Origin of the sequence: Amycolatopsis panacis (assembly GCF_003600245.1) — a bacterium.
GTDB classification, from domain to species: Bacteria; Actinomycetota; Actinomycetes; order Mycobacteriales; family Pseudonocardiaceae; genus Amycolatopsis; species Amycolatopsis sulphurea.
Map to the genome: position 1 here is coordinate 13,360 of NZ_QZFV01000085.1, position 17,408 is coordinate 30,767.

At 66.5% G+C, this 17,408-nt stretch carries 5 protein-coding genes; all 5 read left to right on the top strand.

Features of this window, described 5'->3' with window-relative positions; all coding sequences use genetic code 11:
• Positions 1–12 precede the first annotated feature (12 nt).
• The 5 genes from D5S19_RS16250 to D5S19_RS16270 all read left to right on the top strand — a co-directional run bounded on the left by D5S19_RS16250 (position 13) and on the right by D5S19_RS16270 (position 17,298).
• Entirely contained in the window at positions 13–6,474 is a 6,462-nt protein-coding gene (locus tag D5S19_RS16250) for a non-ribosomal peptide synthetase (protein WP_120024192.1), read from the top strand.
• A gap of 130 nt (positions 6,475–6,604) precedes the next feature.
• Positions 6,605–14,515 carry a non-ribosomal peptide synthetase gene (locus tag D5S19_RS16255; RefSeq protein WP_158605544.1) on the top strand — a complete coding sequence of 2,637 codons (7,911 nt, stop codon included), beginning with the start codon at positions 6,605–6,607 and terminating at the stop codon, positions 14,513–14,515.
• Between the two features lie 111 nt (positions 14,516–14,626).
• The gene (locus D5S19_RS16260; RefSeq protein ID WP_233573965.1) at positions 14,627–15,901 is read left to right on the top strand and encodes an MFS transporter; all 1,275 of its coding nucleotides are present in this window, start codon (positions 14,627–14,629) and stop codon (positions 15,899–15,901) included.
• Positions 15,902–15,959: 58 nt separating this feature from the next.
• Positions 15,960–16,226, top strand: a complete 267-nt coding sequence (locus D5S19_RS16265) for an MbtH family protein (RefSeq protein WP_120024194.1) — start codon at positions 15,960–15,962, stop codon at positions 16,224–16,226.
• Positions 16,227–16,326: 100 nt separating this feature from the next.
• Positions 16,327–17,298 (top strand): LLM class flavin-dependent oxidoreductase, encoded by a 972-nt coding sequence (locus D5S19_RS16270; RefSeq protein WP_147397414.1) that lies wholly within the window; start codon positions 16,327–16,329, stop codon positions 17,296–17,298.
• Positions 17,299–17,408: the final 110 nt, after the last annotated feature.

Here is a 17,408-nt window from a genome sequence, read left to right on the forward strand (position 1 = left end):
GGTTGGTGCACCTTGACGGCCGAGTACGACGCGCGACCCGAGCTCGTCCCGGTTCCGCGGCCGGAGCGTGTCCCGCTCTCGTTCGCGCAGCGGCGGCTGTGGTTCCTCCAGCGCTACGGCGACGTCGGTTCTGCCTACAACGTGCCGTACCTGTGGCAGTTGACGGGATCCGTGGACGAGAGCGCACTGGAATCGGCGCTGCGGGATGTCGTCGCACGGCACGAGAGTCTGCGCACTGTGTTTCCCGAGACCGACGGCGAACCGGAACAGCGGGTACTGGACCCGGACTCTCTCGGATCGCTGCTGATGACCGAACGGGTTCAGACCGACTCGGTGCCGGGACGGGTCGACGACCTCGTCGGCCAGGAGTTCAACCTGCACGCGGAACCGCCGATCCGCGCGCATCTCATGGTCAACGGTCCCGACGAACGGACGCTTCTGGCCGTCGTGCACCAGATCGTGTGTGACGGGTGGTCGCTCGAACGATTCGCGCGCGATCTCAGTACGGCGTATGTGGCCCGCGTGCAGGGCGTCGCCCCGGGTTGGGGTCGGTTGCCCGTGCAGTACGCGGACTACGCCCTGTGGCAGCGGAACCTGCTCGGAGAGGATGGGAAACTCAGCGCGCTCGCCACCGAGCAGGTCGAGTTCTGGCAGCGGACCCTGCGCGGGGCGCCAGAGCAGCTGTCCCTGCCGGTGGACCGCCCTCGCCTAGCCACGTTCACCTACCGCGGCGAGGCCCTCGAGGTAGCGATCCCGGCGGATCTGCATCGGCGGTCACGAGCACTCGCCCTGTCCGAGGGCTGCACGTTGTTCATGGTCCTGCACGCGGCGCTGGCCGTGACGCTCTCGGCCTACGGAGCCGGCGAGGACATCCCGCTCGGCACCGCGTTCGCCGGCCGCACTGAGGAAGCGCTGCAAGACCTGGTCGGGTTCTTCGTCGACACCCTGGTGCTGCGGACCGACCTGTCCGGCGATCCGGCTTTCACCGCGTTGCTCGACCGGATCCGCGACGTCGCCCTGGACGCCTACTCGCACCAGGACCTGCCGTTCGACCGGGTGGTGGAGGCGCTCAACCCGAAACGCTCGCCCGCGTACCACCCGCTGTTCCAGGTGTTCGTCGCGCTCGAAGACGGCGCCGCGGCGGACCGGCTGCGATTGCCGGGAGTGCGCGTGCGGATGCTGCCGCAGCCCGTGGCCGCGGCCAGGTTCGACCTGTGTGTGAACTTCGTCGAAACCGAGGACGACGCCGGGAATCCCGCTGGAATCCGGGCGGTCCTGGAGTACTCCATCGACCTGTTCGACCAGGCCACGATTCACCGGCTCGCGGACAGCCTGACCGCTGTCCTGTCCGCGGCCGCGGAGAACCCCGCGCGGCCGGTCTCGGCGCTGACCGCGTTGTCGCCGGCCGAACGACACACTCAGCTGGTCGAATGGGCGGGACCGTCGCGCGCTGAAGAACCGCTGGATCTCGTCGCCGTGGTGCGTGACCGCGCCGACGAAGATCCGGAGGCGGTCGCGGTGTCCTGGGCGGAAGAGACTCTCAGCTACCCGGAACTCGCTGCGGAGAGCGCTCGCGTCGCGCAGGCGCTGGTCCGTGCCGGTGCCGGCACGGACGACCTGGTGGCGGTCCTTGCGGAACGCAACGGCTGGTACATCTCGGCAATCCTGGGGATCCTCGGCGCGGACGCCGGTTTCATGTCGATCGCCGCCGAGACGCCCGTGCACCGGGCCGCCGCGATGCTCACGGACGGCAAGGTGCGTCACTTCCTGGTCGAACCAGCGCTCCGCGAGCGTGCCGACGAGATCGCCAGGGCCGCTTCCCACCAGGTGACGGTGGTCGACGTCGGCGACGACGACCGCCTGGTGTCGGCCCGCGGACTCTCCGGCTCCGCCGCGTACGCCGTGTTCACGTCCGGCTCGACAGGACGCCCCAAATGTGTCGTGGTACCTCATCGTGGACTTGCGAGCCACCTGCACGTCGTAAGTGAGCTCCTCGGCCAGGACGAACATGATGTCCTGGCGTTCAACGCGCCGCTGACCATCGACACCTCGGTCTGGCAGGCCCTGACCATGCTCGCGGCCGGCGGGCGCGTGCACGCGATGGACGACGAAACTGCTCGTGACCCGGCCGTCCTGCTGCGCTGCTGCGGCGATCAGGGCATCACCATGCTGCAGATCGTGCCGTCGCTGTTGCGAACGGTGCTCGATCTCGTGGAGGAGGCGCCTGAGCATCTCACGCACCTGCGCAGCCTTCGGCTGGTGATGGCGCACGGCGAGACACTGCCGCCGGAGCTCATCACCCGTTGGTACCAGCACGTTCCTGATGTTCCGTTGCTGAACATGTATGGCCCGGCCGAATGCTCTGACGACGTGTCCATCGCGTGGATCGGCCCTGAGCAAGCCGACCGGGGCGCGGCCTCGATCGGCTCGCCGATCGCCAACACCAGCACGCTCGTGCTCGACCGCCGGTTGGGGCTCGTGCCACAAGGAGTCGCGGGGGAGTTGTACGTCGCCGGCCCCGGGCTGGCGCGGGGGTACGCAGGGCGGCCGGGACTGACCTCCGAACGGTTCGTGGCGAACCCGTTCGGCCCCACCGGCGAGCGCATGTACCGGACGGGTGATCTGGTCCGGTGGGCCCCCGACGGCGAACTGGAGTTCCTCGGCCGAGCCGACAACCAGGTGAAGATTCGCGGCTACCGTATCGAACCGGCCGAGATCGAACGGATCCTCGCCGCCGTCCCCGGCGTCGGCCAGGTCGTGGTGCTGGCACGCGAGGATCACCCGGATGACAAGCGCCTCGTCGCCTACTACGTCCTCGAGGACGCGGAAGTCGACGTCGCCGCTCTGCGGAACGCCGCGGAAGCCGCCCTGCCGAACTACATGGTGCCGTCTGCGTTCGTCCGGCTCGACGAGGTTCCCCTCACACCCAACGGAAAGCTTGATCGCCGCGCTCTGCCCGCGCCCGAGTCAGCGGCCGACGAGCGCGGCCGCTCGCCGCGCACAACGGAAGAAGCCCGGCTGGCCGAGTTGTTCGCCGAGGTTCTCGGTACCACCACCGTCGGCATCGACGACAGCTTCTTCGACCTCGGCGGCCACTCCTTGCTTGCCGCCAGGCTGATCAGCCGGATTCGAGCTGTCATCGGGGTTGAAGTGTCCACTCGGGACATCTTCAACCACCCGACCGTCGCCGGACTCGCCGTCGCGATGGAGGCAGCCGAACAGGCCGCTGCGCGACCGTCCGTGCGCGCGGGCGACCGTCCCTGCCGGCTTCCACTTTCCTATGCGCAGCAACGACTTTGGTACATCGACAGGTACGAGCAGACTGGAGCGACCTACAACGTCCCGCTCGTCTGGCACATCATCGGTCCACTTGACCTGCGCGCGCTCACGGAAGCGTGCACGGACGTGGTCGTCCGGCACGAAAGCCTGCGCACCGTGTTCCCCGAGGCCGACGGGGAGCCCGAGCAGCTGATCATTCCGGTCGGCGACGTCGTCACGCCGCTGACCGTGACCGAGATGGCACCGAATGCCGTGGAATCGGCCGTCCGGGCGGTGGTGGGCCGCACATTCGACCTCGTCAAGGACATCCCGATCCGCGCGGAACTCCTCGTCACCGGTACAGATCAGGCCACGCTCGTCGTGGTGCTGCACCACATCGCCGCGGACGGATGGTCGATGCGTCCGCTGATCGAGGACCTGTCCCAGGCTTACGAGGCACGTGTCCGCGGAACCGCTCCGCAGTGGTCGCCGCTTCCCGTGCAGTACGCCGACTACGGCCTCTGGCACCAGCGGTTGCTCGGGTCGGAGGACGATCCGGAGAGCCTCCGCAACGTCCAGTTCGCGTTCTGGCGCGACACCCTCGCGGGCGTGCCCCAGCGGCTGGACATGCCCACCGACCGGCCGCACCCGCCGGTGGCCAGCCACGACGGTGACATCGTCGAGTTCACGATCGACCCGAATCTGCACGGTGGTCTCACCCTGCTGGCGAAGTCCGAGGACGCCACGCTGTTCATGGTCCTGCACGCGGTGCTCGCGGTGGTCCTCACCGCCGTCGGCGCCGGTGAGGACCTTCCGCTGGGCACGGTCGTGGCCGGCCGCAACGACGAGGTCCTGGACGACCTCGTCGGTTTCTTCGTCAACACGCTGGTGCTGCGGACCGACACGGCGGGCGACCCGACCTTCCGCGAGCTGCTCGCCAGGGTTCGGGCGACCGACCTGGCCGCCTTCGCCCACCAGGACGTGCCGTTCGAGCAGCTCGTCGAACGCCTCAATCCCGAGCGCTCCCTGGCCCACCACCCGCTCTTCCAGATCCTGATCGCGCTCGACGACGGCTACGGGTCGGACACCGATGCGCTCCGCCTCGGCGAGGTGGCGATCACCCACCAGCCCGACGCGACGGGTACGGCGAAGTTCGACCTCTCCGCCGACTTCTCGGTCCGCAGCGACGACCAGGGCGAACCAGGGGGGATCAAGGTCGTCCTGGAGTACGCCACCGACCTGTTCGACCGACGTACCGTCGAGGCGCTGGTCACCCGGCTGGTGACCGTGGTCCGGACGGTCATCGCCGACCCGGACGTCCCGCTGCGACGCATCGAGGCCCTCACGGCGCAGGAGCGGCACCAGCAGCTCGTGTCGTGGAACGGTCCGCGCCGGCCAGAACGTCTGCTCGACCTGCCGACGACTGTCGCCCTGTTCGCTGCCCAGCGGCCGGACGCGACGGTGGTCTCCTCGCCGCTCGGCAGTCTCACCTACGCCGAGCTGGATCGGGACGCGGCCGACGTCGCCCGGTCACTGGCCGCCGCGGGGGTCGGGCCCGACGATCTGGTCGCGGTGCTCTCGGAACGCAGCGCCTGGTACGTGTCGGCCGTCCTGGGCGTGCTGGGAGCGGGCGCCGGTTACATGCCCGTGGACTCCACCACCCCGGTGTCCCGCGCGGCCCGGATGCTCGCCGATGGACGGGTGCGTGTCCTGCTCGCGTCGGCGGACCTGCGGGCCCGTGCGGAAGAGATCGCGGCCGAGACGGGGCACGACGTCCACGTGGCCGATCTCGCGATCACCGGGCCGTCGTTCACCAGGCGGCTGGACCAGGACCTCGTCGCCTACGCGGTGTTCACATCGGGTTCGACCGGGCGTCCCAAGGGGGTGCTGGTGCCGCACCGCGGGCTGGCGAACCACTTGTACGCGGTGCTCGACCTGTACGAGTTCGACGAGAACGACGTCATGGCGTTCAACGCGCCCCTGACGTTCGACGTGTCCATCTGGCAGACGCTGACCATGCTCGCCGTTGGCGGCCGCGTGCACGCCTTGGACGACGACACCGCGCGTGATCCGGCCGCGCTTCTGCGGTGCTGCCGTGCGGAACGGATCACGGTGCTGCAGATCGTGCCGTCGTTGCTGCGTGCCGTCCTCGATCTTGTCGAGAGCGCGCCGGACTACCAGGAAGACCTCAGCAGCCTGCGGATGATGCTGGCGCACGGGGAAGAACTGCCGCCGGAGCTGATTCTCCGCTGGTACAAGCACTTTCCCGGCATTCCGCTGATGAACGTCTACGGTCCCGCGGAATGCTCCGACGACGTGTCGATCGGCGTGCTCGACGCGGATGCGACCGGACGGGCGTCCATCGGGAAGCCCTTGGTCAACACCGGCGTGTACGTGCTGGACGCGCACCTGCGGCTCGTGCCGACGGGAAGCGTGGGCGAGTTGTACGTGGCCGGCGCGGGGGTGGCACGAGGGTACGCCGGCAGGCCCGGCTTGACCGCGGAACGGTTCGTGGCGAACCCGTTCGGGGACAACGGCGATCGGATGTACCGCACGGGTGATCTCGTGCGGTGGAACGCCGACGGGGAACTGGAGTTCGCCGGCCGGGCCGACGACCAGGTGAAGATCCGCGGATTCCGGATCGAACCCGCCGAGATCGCCCGCGTGCTGGAAACCGTGCCCGGCGTGCGGCAGGCGATCGTCGTCGTGCGTGAGGACCGGCCCGCGGACCGGAACCTGGTCGCCTACATCGTCGGTGACGGCCGGACACCGGTCGACGGGAACGTCCTCCAGGCCGCCGCCGCGCGCGACCTGGCCCATTACCTGGTGCCATCGTCCTTTGTGGAGATCGACGCGGTGCCGTTGACCCCCAACGGAAAACTGAACTACAAGGCCTTGCCCGCACCGGCCCTCGCCGTCGCCGGGAAGGGGTCGGCGCCGCGTACCCCCCGGGAACGGCAACTGTGTGCCCTTTTCGCGGAGATCCTGGCACTGCCCGAGGTCGGCATCGACGACAGCTTCTTCAACCTCGGCGGGCATTCGCTGCTCGCCGCCCGGCTGCTGGCCCGGATCCGGGCGGCGATGAACGTCGAGGTGTCGATCCGCGACCTGTTCAACCACCCCACGGTGGCCGGGCTGACCACCTCGGCGAACTTCGAGGCCGGGCTGTCCCGGCCGACGTTGCGACGTCGTACTCGTGAAGGGCAGCTCCTGTGAACCCACTCTCGTTCTTGGCGGCTGAGGACAACAGGCTGCCGGCGGCCGCCGGCGGGCGCACGCAGATGCCCCGACCGGCAGCCCGACGCCATTCACGGCGGAATTCCGCGGAAGCCGAAGGAGTGTGGTCTTGATACCTCTTTCCTTTTCCCAACGAGGGCTCTGGTTCCTCCATCAGCTGGACCCGAAGGGCACCGCCTACCACGTCCCCATGGTGTGGCGTTTTTCCGCCCCACTCGATGAACCTGCGCTCGCATCGGCACTGCACGACGTAGTACTCCGGCACGAAAGCCTGCGCACATTTTTCCCGGTCGTGAAGGGGGAACCGCATCAGCACGTGGTGCCCGCCGCGGACCTGGCACCGGTGCTGACCTCCGTGCACGCCCCGGTGGCCGATCCGATAGTGCGTGATGTCGTGGCGCGCCCGTTCGACCTGACTACGGAACTTCCGCTGCGTGCCAAGCTCGTCTGGACCGGAGCTGACGTGGGTGTGTTCGTCCTGGTGGCACACCACATCGCCTTCGACGGCTGGTCCGAGGAGGTGTTCTGGCGCGACCTCGGCACCGCCTACGCGGCCCGCGCCGCAGGCGAAATGCCGTCCTGGCCGGAGTTGGCCGTGCAGTACGCCGACTACACGTTGTGGCAGCAAGAACTGCTGGGCGACGGTGACGACCCCGGCAGCCTGATGACGAAGCAGCTGGACTACTGGCGATCCACGCTGGCCGACGCATCCTGGGAAACCGGCCTGCCGCTCGATCGCAGGTCACAGGACAACACCGCCTGTGAGGTCGTCTTCGAGATCGAGCCGGCCGTACACCGGTCTCTCCTTGAACTGGCGTCGCGCACCGGCACCACGATGTTCATGATCACACACGCCGCGGTCGCGGCACTTGTGACCCGGCTGGGAGGTCGCACCGATCTGTCGCTCGGCACCGTCGTTTCCGGCCGATCGGACGAGGTGCTGCACGATCTGGTCGGATACTTCACGAACACCCTGGTACTCCGTACCGACACCTCCGGTGACCTCACCTTCGCCGATCTGCTGCGGGAGATCCGCGAAGTGGACCTGTCCGCGTTCGCGAACCAGGACGTGCCGTTCGAGAAGGTCGTCGAAGCCGTCAACCCGGTTCGCCTGCAGAGCAGCACACCGCTGTTCGAGATTTTCTTCCGGTTCGGTGCGCCGTACCGACCCGTGCTCGACATGGCCGAGATCGAGCTGCACGAAGTTCGATTCGAGAACAGAACCGCCACGTTCGATCTGGATATCTGCCTCAACGGTGAAGAAACCGCAGACGGTGAGCCGGGCAGGATCCTGGGTACCCTCACGTATCGAGCCGGCTTGTTCGACCGCAGCACGATCGTGACCATGGCGAACGGACTTGCGCGGACACTGGAGTCGGCGGCGGCGAATCCCGATGTCCGGATCCGGGCGATCAGTGTGGTCGATCCGGGGGAACGGCACCGCTTGCTGGTCGAATGGAACGACACGGCCCGCCCGCGCGTGGACGCATCGGTGGCCGAACTGTTCGAGGCGCAGGTGAGCCGAACTCCGGCGGCCCCGGCTGTGGAGGACGACGGTGTCCTGCTGAACTACGCGGAACTGAACGAGCATGCCAACCGGATCGCCCACGAGCTGATCCGGCGAGGGGTCGGCCCGGAACAGATCGTCGCGGTGATGGCCAACCGGTCGGCGGAACTGGTGGCCGCCGTGCTGGCGGTTTTCAAGGTTGGTGCGGCGTACCTCCCGGTGGATCCGGCCTATCCGGCCGAGCGGATCGCGACCATGCTTGCCGACGCGGCGCCGGCCGTGGTGTTGACCACGACCGGCGCCGCGGGTGGCTTGCGCACGAACTCCTGCGCTCGGCTGCTGCTGGACCGGATTGAGACGACCTCCGCCGCAGGGCGGAACCCGACGGATGCGGATCGGGTGACACCCCTGCTTGCCGAGCACCCGGCGTATGTGATCTACACGTCGGGTTCCACCGGTATTCCCAAGGGCGTCGTGCAGACTTCCGGTGCGCTGGTGAATCTCCTGAACTGGCGCTGTACCGGGGCGCCGACCGGTCCGGGGTTGCGCACGGCGATGTTCACGATGATCAGCTTCGACGTGTCCATCGTCGAGATCCTCGCCACGCTGCTGTGCGGCGGTTGCCTGGTGATACCGGACAACGATATTCAGCGCGACATGAGGTTACTCGCGCATTGGCTCGATGAACACCAGATCAGCGAATTCAATGCACCGGCTCCGGTCATCGACGCTGTCTGCGAAGCCTCGTGCAGTGCAGGTCTCGAACTTACCGCGCTGACGAACATCGTCCAGGCCGGCGAAGAATTCACCCTGTCCCCGTCGATAGACAGCGTCTGGCGATCGCGGCCCGACCGGCGGTTGAGCAGCGAGTACGGCCCGGCCGAGACCCACGCGGCCACGCGGTTCGTACTGGACCCGGCGAGCGAACCGCTCGTTTCGGTGCCGATCGGCAGGTCGGTGGACAACTCACGTGCGTATGTCCTGGACACCCGGCTGTGTCTCGTCCCGGTCGGAGTTGTCGGCGAAATCTACCTCGCGGGCGACAATGTGGGCCGCGGATACTTGAACCGGCCAGGTCTGACCGCGGCGAGATTCGTCGCCAATCCGTTCAGCACCACCGGCGAAGTGATGTATCGGACTGGGGATCTGGCCCGGCGGGATGACGATGGCCAGTTGCAGTTCAGTGGACGCGTCGATGACCAGGTGAAGATCCGGGGCATCCGGATCGAGCCGGGTGAGATCGAGGCTTCCCTCGCGCGGCACCGGGGTGTCGCCCAGGCAAGAGTCGTCGCACACGGCGACCGGTCCGGCAAGCGCCTGGTCGCGTACGTGGTCGGCGATGCCGACCCGGTCGAACTGCGCCGCTTCGTGGTCCGGACCCTACCGCAGCACATGGTGCCGGCCGCGGTGGTCACGCTGGACGAGCTGCCGCTGACCCGGAACGGGAAGCTGGATCGGCGGGCGTTGCCGGCGCCTGATCCCGGTGGTTCCGGGCCGTCCCGGAAACCTCGCGACACGCGCGAGGAGATCTTGTGCGGCCTGTTCGCGGAGATCCTCGGTGTGATCGAGGTGGGGATCGACGACAGCTTCTTCGAACTCGGTGGGCACTCCCTGCTGGCGACCCGCCTGACGAGCCGGATCCGCTCGGTGCTGGGTGTCGAGGTGGCCGTTCGGACGTTGTTCGAAGCGCCTGCCGTCGCGGCCCTGGCGCAGCGACTGGACGACGACGCGGACGTGCGGGCCTCGCTGACGGCGGTGGAACGGCCCGAGCGAGCCCCGTTGTCGTTCGCGCAACAACGGCTGTGGTTCTTGAGCAAGACGAACGAGAACGCGTCCTACAACCTGCCGTTCGTGGTGCGGTTGTCCGGCGTCGTCGACGCCGTTGCGCTCAAGTCCGCGTTGGGCGAGGTCGTGGAACGGCACGAGAGCCTGCGGACCGTTTTCCCGGACCAGGACGGACAGCCGTGGCAGGAGGTGCTTCCGGTCGAGTCGGTGCTCCTGGACGTGCCGGTGGTCGAGGTCGCCGAAGCCGGCCTGAACCGGGAACTGGCGTCTGTCACGGGGCGTGAGTTCGATCTTTCGGCAGATCTGCCGGTGCGAGCATGCCTGTTCAGGGTGACTCCGGAGGAGCACGTTTTCCTGTTGGTGGTGCACCACATCGCGTGTGACGGGTGGTCGATGAGCCCGTTGCTGCGGGATCTGGCCACGGCCTACGAAGCGCACAGGCAAGGTGCGGAGTCCAATTTCCCGGAACTGCCGGTTCAGTACGTCGACTACACGTTGTGGCAACGTCGGTTGCTGGGCGACGAGCACGATCCGGACAGTGTCTTCGCCCGGCAGTTGGCTTACTGGAAGGAGCAGCTGGCGGGTGTCCCTGCCCGACTCGAGCTGCCCTTCGATCGTCCTGGCGCGGCGGCGGAAAGCGCGGGGGCATCGGTTTCGACCGAGCTCCCCCCGGAGGTTTCTGCCGGTCTGACCGAAATCGCCCGGAAGAACAACGCCACGCTCTTCATGGTGGTGCAGACCGCCGTGGCGGTGCTGTTGTCACGCCTTGGTGCTGGAACGGATGTTCCTTTGGGAAGTCCGATCGCCGGTCGAACCGATGACGCGCTCGACAAAATGGTCGGGTTCTTCATGAACACCGTCGTGCTGCGTGCGGATGTCTCGGGAAACCCGGGTTTCCTGGAGTTGCTGGGCCGAACACGGGAGGCGAACCTCGCTGCTCACGCGCATCAGGACGTTCCGTTCGAGGCGGTGGTCAAAGCACTCAACCCGAGCCGGATCCGAGGGGTCACCCCGCTGTTCCAGGTGATGGTGACTCTGCAGAACAACAGCCATGCGTCCTGGCAGCTCGCAGGACTGCGGGCTGAGTCCTTGGCAGCCGATCTCGGTGCCGCCCAGGCGAAGTTCGATCTGACGTTCTACCTGTCCGAACGCTTCGACGCGGACGGCAAGAACGCCGGTCTTGAAGTGGAAGTGGAGTACCGCACCGGGCTGTTCGACCCGCCGACCGCTGAGCGGATCGCCCACCGGCTGACGACCTTGTTGCGAGCGGTAGCGGCGAACCCTGACCTGCCGATCCACCAACTCGGCCTGGCAGACGAAACCGACGAAGTGTCAGTGGAGGCGTGGAACGACACCGCGGTCGATGTGCCATCCGCGACGCTGGTGGAGTTGATCGAGCGACAAGTGACGCGGACGCCGCGCGCTGAAGCCGTCGTGTTCGGCGAAGAACGATTGTCGTTCGCGGAACTGGACTCGCGAGCCAACCGTCTCGCCGCGCTGTTGCTCGAACACGGGGCGGGTCCTGAGCGATTCGTCGGTGTCGCGATTCACCGTTCGGCAGACCTCGTCGTCGCGTTGGTGGCAGTGCTCAAGTCAGGCGCCGCCTACTTGCCGATCGACGTGGACCAGCCAACGGAGCGGATCGCGGTGATGCTGCAAGAAGCCGCCCCCGTCGTCGTCCTCACGACGGCCGGCGGGTCCGCGAGCCTGCCCGCCGGAGCGAAGACGGCGCTCCTCGACGACGACGCGGTGATGGCTGAGCTCGCCGGGCAGGTGCCGTCGGCCGGAACCCTGCGACGGGCGCGACTGCTGCCGGAGCACCCGGCCTACCTGATCTACACGTCCGGCTCGACCGGGCGTCCCAAGGGCGTGGTGGTGTCGCACGACGCGATCGTGAACCGGCTCCTGTGGATGCAGGACAAATTCGGCTTGGACGACGATGACCGCGTGCTGCAGAAAACACCGTTCGGCTTCGACGTGTCGGTGTGGGAGTTCTTCTGGCCGCTCCTGGCGGGTGCGACGCTGGTGGTCGCCCGTCCGGACGGACATCGCGATCCCGACTACCTGGCGGCCCTGATCGTCGAGCAGGGCGTGACGACCGTGCACTTCGTACCGTCGATGCTGCACGCCTTCGTCTCGAGCCCTGCGGCGGCGAAGTGCAGCGGAGTGCGACGGGTCATCTGCAGCGGCGAGGCGTTGCCCGCACCGCTCGTCGAGCGCTACTTCGAGGTGCTGCCCGTGCCTCTGCACAACCTCTACGGTCCGACCGAGGCCGCGGTCGACGTGACGAGTTGGGACTGTCGGCCGGGATCAGCCACCGCGTCGATCCCGATCGGTTCCCCTGTGTGGAACACACGCGCCCACGTGCTCGACTTGTCGCTGCGGGCTGTGCCGGTGGGTGTGCCGGGCGAGCTGTACCTGGCCGGTGTGCAACTGGCCAGAGGGTATGTCGGCAGGCCGGACCTGACAGCCGAGCGGTTCATCGCTGATCCCTTTGGACCTGTCGGCTCACGTATGTATCGCACCGGGGACATGGTGCGGCGGATGGCCACCGGTGCCCTCGAGTTTCTCGGCCGCGCCGATGACCAAGTCAAGATCCGGGGTATTCGGATCGAGCCGGAAGAGATCGCCGCGGTCCTGGGCGACCACGAAGCCGTCGGCCAGGCTGCGGTGATGGCCCGGGAAGACCGGCTGGTCGCCTATGTCGTGCCGGACACCACGAACGCCGGCAGGGCTCATGAGTTGCTCACCCGTTCGCAGTCCGGTGAGCTGGACGGCTTGCCGTCCCGTGAACTGCCGAACGGAATGATCGTTCTGGGTCGCAACAACGCGGAAGTCGACTTCCTCCACCAGGAGATCTTCGAACGCCGTGAGTACATGCGGCACGGCGTGACGCTTCCGCAGGATGCCGTCGTTTTCGACATCGGCGCGCACATCGGTCTCTTCTCGCTCTTCGTCGCGCAGAACGCGCCTGACGCGACGATCTACGCGTTCGAGCCGATCCCGGACCTCAGGCGCGAACTGGCGCTCAACCTGTCTGTCAACGGGGTCGAGGCGCACGTCTTCGAGTGTGGTGTCGGCGCGGAGCCCGGCGCCGCGTCGTTCACCTTCTACCCCCAGCTGTCCATGCTGTCCGGCCGGTTCGGTGACGAGTCCGACGAGCGTGCGGTGGTCGAGGCCTACGCCCTGCGCGACGCGGGCGAGGGCGTCGCCGGCGCGATCACCGAACTGGTGACCGTACGACTGCGGGACCGGCACGACGTCGTCTGCGCGATGCGCACGGTCTCCGACGTCATCGATGAGCATCAGGTCGAGCGCATCGACCTGCTGAAGGTGGACGCGGAGAAGAGCGAGGTCGAGGTGCTGCGGGGCATTAGGCCGGAGCACTGGTCACGGATCCGGCAGGTCGTCGCCGAAGTGCACGACCGTGACGGCCGGTTGGACACGATCACGGAGCTGTTGCGTACCAACGGGTTCATCGTCCACGTCGAGGCTGCGGATACGCTGATCCACAGTGGACTCGTCAACGTCACGGCGACCAGCAAGCCGCGCACCGCGGCCACCCCTGCGGCGTCACGCGGCCGCGGGCCGGGAACCCAGGCCTTGAGGACCGAACTTCGCACGGCATTGAGTGCGAAGTTGCCGGACTACATGGTGCCTAACGACTTCGTCTTCCTGGCGTCGCTGCCGGTCTCGCGGAACGGCAAACTGGACCGAAAGGCGCTTCCTGCGCCTGTCCGAGTCTCGTCGACATCCCAGCGGGCACCATCGAATCCGGTGGAAGAGGTGCTGTGCGGCCTGTTCGTTGAGACGGTTGGCCTCGACCATGTCGGTGTAGACGATGACTTCTTCGAAATCGGTGGACATTCCTTGCTCGCGGCACGTTTGGCGAGCTCTATCAAGGCGTCCTTCGGCACGGAGCTCTCGATAAGTCGGATCTTCCAAGCACCGACAGTCGCGCAGATGAGCGATCTGATCAACACCGGTAACGTGTCGAACAACGACGACGTACTATTGCCAATCCGGGCGAACGGTGATCTGCCACCTATCTTCTTCGTCCATCCTGGCATCGGGTTGAGCTGGTGCTATGCGGGATTCGCCCGGCATCTACGCGGTCCCGCGATTTACGGGCTGCAAGCGAGGGCGGTTTCGGATAGCAACCTACTCGCGCCGACGTTGACGGACATGGCGCTGGACTACCTCAGCCGAATCCGTGAGGTTCAGCCGGCGGGCCCGTACCGCTTGGCGGGCTGGTCATTCGGCGGCAATGTGGCCCACACGATCGCAGCGATGCTCCGTGAAGCTGGAGAACAAATCGACCTGTTGGCGTTGATCGACTGCTATCCGTATGCCGGCGGAGAACCAGGCTCACTTGCCGAGGAGCCGACACCAGACCTCGAAACGGTACGTCGTCTGCACCTCGACGGCACTGCGTTGGCCCAGGTGGATGATGGACGGGCGGCCGAGTTGGCCGCCGTTCTCGGGCACAACACGCGCCTCGCCATGAAGCACGACCCACCCCTGTTCAACGGGGACGTGCTGTTTTTCAGCGCTACCGGTGATCACGATATCCCCGAGCTCAAACCCACCGCATGGGAACGCTTCGTCACGGGCTCTGTGCACACACACGTCATTGCTGCACAGCACCACGAGATGTTGCGGCCGGAGCCGTTGGTCCGAATAGTCGAAGTGCTTGCCGAGAAGCTCGAAAGGACGAAGCGTTACTGAGCTGTTCGACAGTCCCGACTATCCGCGAACGTGCTTACGCGGTACGGTTCAGAGCGGTAACCAGCGCGAGAGTCGTCTGTTTTGAAAGCTTAGCCGGAGGGAGTTCCCGAAGTGTCCACGAAGGAATCTGACGACGTCAAGGTGAGGCTGGGAATTCGCTTCCACAGGCTCTTTGGCGCCACGCTCGTGTCTGCCACCGGCACCGGTATGCACGTGGCCGCGTTGCCCTTGCTGGTCCTCCAATCCACCAGCAGCCCGGTAGCGCTGAGCCTGGTTGTCGCGGCTGTCGAGATTCCCTGGGTGTTGGTTTCACTGCACGCCGGTGTCGTCGTCGATCGGCTGGATCGTCGGCGGGTCATGGTGTGGGCGGACGCCGGCCGGTTCGCGGTCCTGGCCGTGCTCGTGGCACTTGTCCTGACTGGGCGGGTGAACCTCGCCTGGCTCGTGCTCGCAGCGTTCATCCTCGGCGTCGGGCAGGTCTTCTTCGACATCGCCGCCCAGTCGGCCATTCCGGATTTCGTGTCACGGGACCCACGGCACCTGTCCGCTGCGAACGGGCGGATCGCCGCAGCGGACATCAACGGCGAGCAATTCGTGGGGCCGCCGCTGGGCTCCGTGTTGTTCGGCGTGTGGAACGTCCTGCCGTTCGCCGGCAACGCCCTCTCATTCGCCGCCAGCGGCGCGCTGATCCTCTCGATCCGGCCGGACACCCAGGCCAAGGAGGAGTCCGACGCTCCACGCAAGAGTATCCGGATGGAAATCGTCGAGGGCATTCGGTGGTTGCTCGGGAACCGCGTCCTTCGGACACTCGCCGCGATCACCTGCCTGGGTAACGTCGTCGCCTCGGCTCAGTTCGGGATGCTGGCGCTCCTGGCCAAGCAGTTCCTCGGACTACCGGACGTCGGGTTCGGCTTGCTGCTGACCGCCACTGCGATAGGTGCAACGGCCGGGGGATTGGCGAGTTCCGTCGTGAGCAAACGATTCGGTCCCGGCACGGTATTGCTCGCGGGGAGGGCCGGTGTGGGCGTGGCCGTTATGGTAATGGGACTCGTCGCAAATGTCTGGGTCGCCGCTCTCATGATGATGGCGACCGGTGCGCTGACGACCGCGCAGAACGTCGTGACCAGTACCCTCCGCCAGCAGATCATCCCTCGTCGTCTATTGGGGAGGGTGCTCTCGTCGAGTAGAATGGTGGTGATGATCGGTGGCCCGATCGGCGCGATACTCGGCGGCGTTATCGCCAACGCGTTTTCCGTCCAGGTTACGTATGTTGCAGGAGGTGTCTTCCTCCTCTTGGTGACGCTCGCGGCCTATCCCAGACTGAACAACCGAGCGCTGGCCGGCGCCACCGACGAATCGGCCGTGCCGTCGGGGGACGCCAAATAACCAGGGCGCCGATACATTCGCAACCCTCCGCGCAGAGTCAGTCCAAGAGAAGGTACCTATGGAAAACCCTTTCGATGATCCTGGTGGTCGTTTCCTCGTCCTGATGAACCACGAACAGCAGTACTCATTGTGGCCGAGTTTCGCCGAGGTCCCGGGCGGCTGGTCGGTGGCGCTCCCGGAGACCGACCGGCAAGCCTGCCTCGACTACGTCGAGAGCCACTGGACTGATATGAGGCCACGAAGTCTGGTCGAAAAGAGTGAGCGTCCCTCCCCGCTGACGAAGACAAGCGGTGATCGGCGTCCGGACGGAGGTGGATCCTGGTGAATGGTGTGCTGGGCAGCACCAGTCATGCCGACGCGATTCCCCGAGGTGTACGGGGAGTCGTGGACGGCCCGTCGTTCTCCTGCCGGCGGGGGCGCGTGTGATGACGAACGTGCGGTTGGGCGCAGTAGTGCTCCCTGAGTACGAATGGACACGGGCCCGCCAGATCTGGACCGGCCTGGAGCGGCTGGGCATTGACCACGCCTGGATGTTCGACCACCATTCCTGGCGAACTCTGTCCGACAGAACCTGGTATGATTCCCTCACGGTGTTGACCGCAGTGGCCGGTATCACTGATCGGATCAGAATCGGCACCATGGTTGCCACACCCAACTTTCGCCATCCCGTGGTCCTCGCCAAGCAAGTGATGACTCTGGACGAAATCTCGGGAGGACGGTTCGTGTTCGGCGTCGGCGCGGGTGCCGCCGGGCCGGACGCGCTTCTGCTCGGCGGCACGGAGCTGCCCGGCCAAGACCGCGCGAACCGGTTCGCGGAGTTCGTCGAGTTGTCCGACTTGCTGCTGCGCAACCAAGTGACGGATTACGCCGGTCGGCATTTCACCGCGGTGGGCGCCCGGATGATTCCTGGTTGTGTGCAACGCCCTCGAGTGCCGTTTGCGATCGCGGCCTCAGGGCCGCGTGGTCTGGCTGTCGTCGCCCGACACGCCGATGTGTGGGTCACCATCGGCGACGCGCGACAACCGGGGGCCCGGCGGGAGGCGGACAGCTGGAGGCTGCTCGGCGAGCAGATGCGTCGGCTGGAGCACGCCTGCGAGCGCGTCGGGCGCGACGCTCGAGAGATGCGCAAGCTGGTCAACGTGAGCCGGATTGTCTCCGGCCCCTACGAGACGGTCGAACGGTTCACCGATGTCGTCAGCCGCTGTCGCGAACTCGGTTTCACGGATGTGGTGGTGAACTACCCCCGGTCGGACGGTGTGTTCAGCGGAACCGAAGCGGCGTTTGAAAACGCGATGCATGGCTTTGCTGAATTCGTAAGGAAAGATCAACAGAACGGCTGCCTGCAACGGTGTCGGCCGCAGTATCTGGGGGGTGTATCGCCTAGCCTGTTCCGCTGAAAGCGGTTTATCAATTTCGGAAGTCGACTGCCCTCAGGCTTGGGTCGTCGAGAAATTGTTTCGCTGCTGTCGACGGCTCGATGATTCGTTTTCCTGTGCAGCGCCCTGGA

Coding starts and splice junctions, on each gene's coding strand:
- D5S19_RS16265 (WP_120024194.1), top strand. CDS start 15,960: ATGGAAAACCCTTTCGATGATCCTGGTGGTCGTTTCCTCGTCCTGATG.
- D5S19_RS16270 (WP_147397414.1), top strand. CDS start 16,327: ATGACGAACGTGCGGTTGGGCGCAGTAGTGCTCCCTGAGTACGAATGG.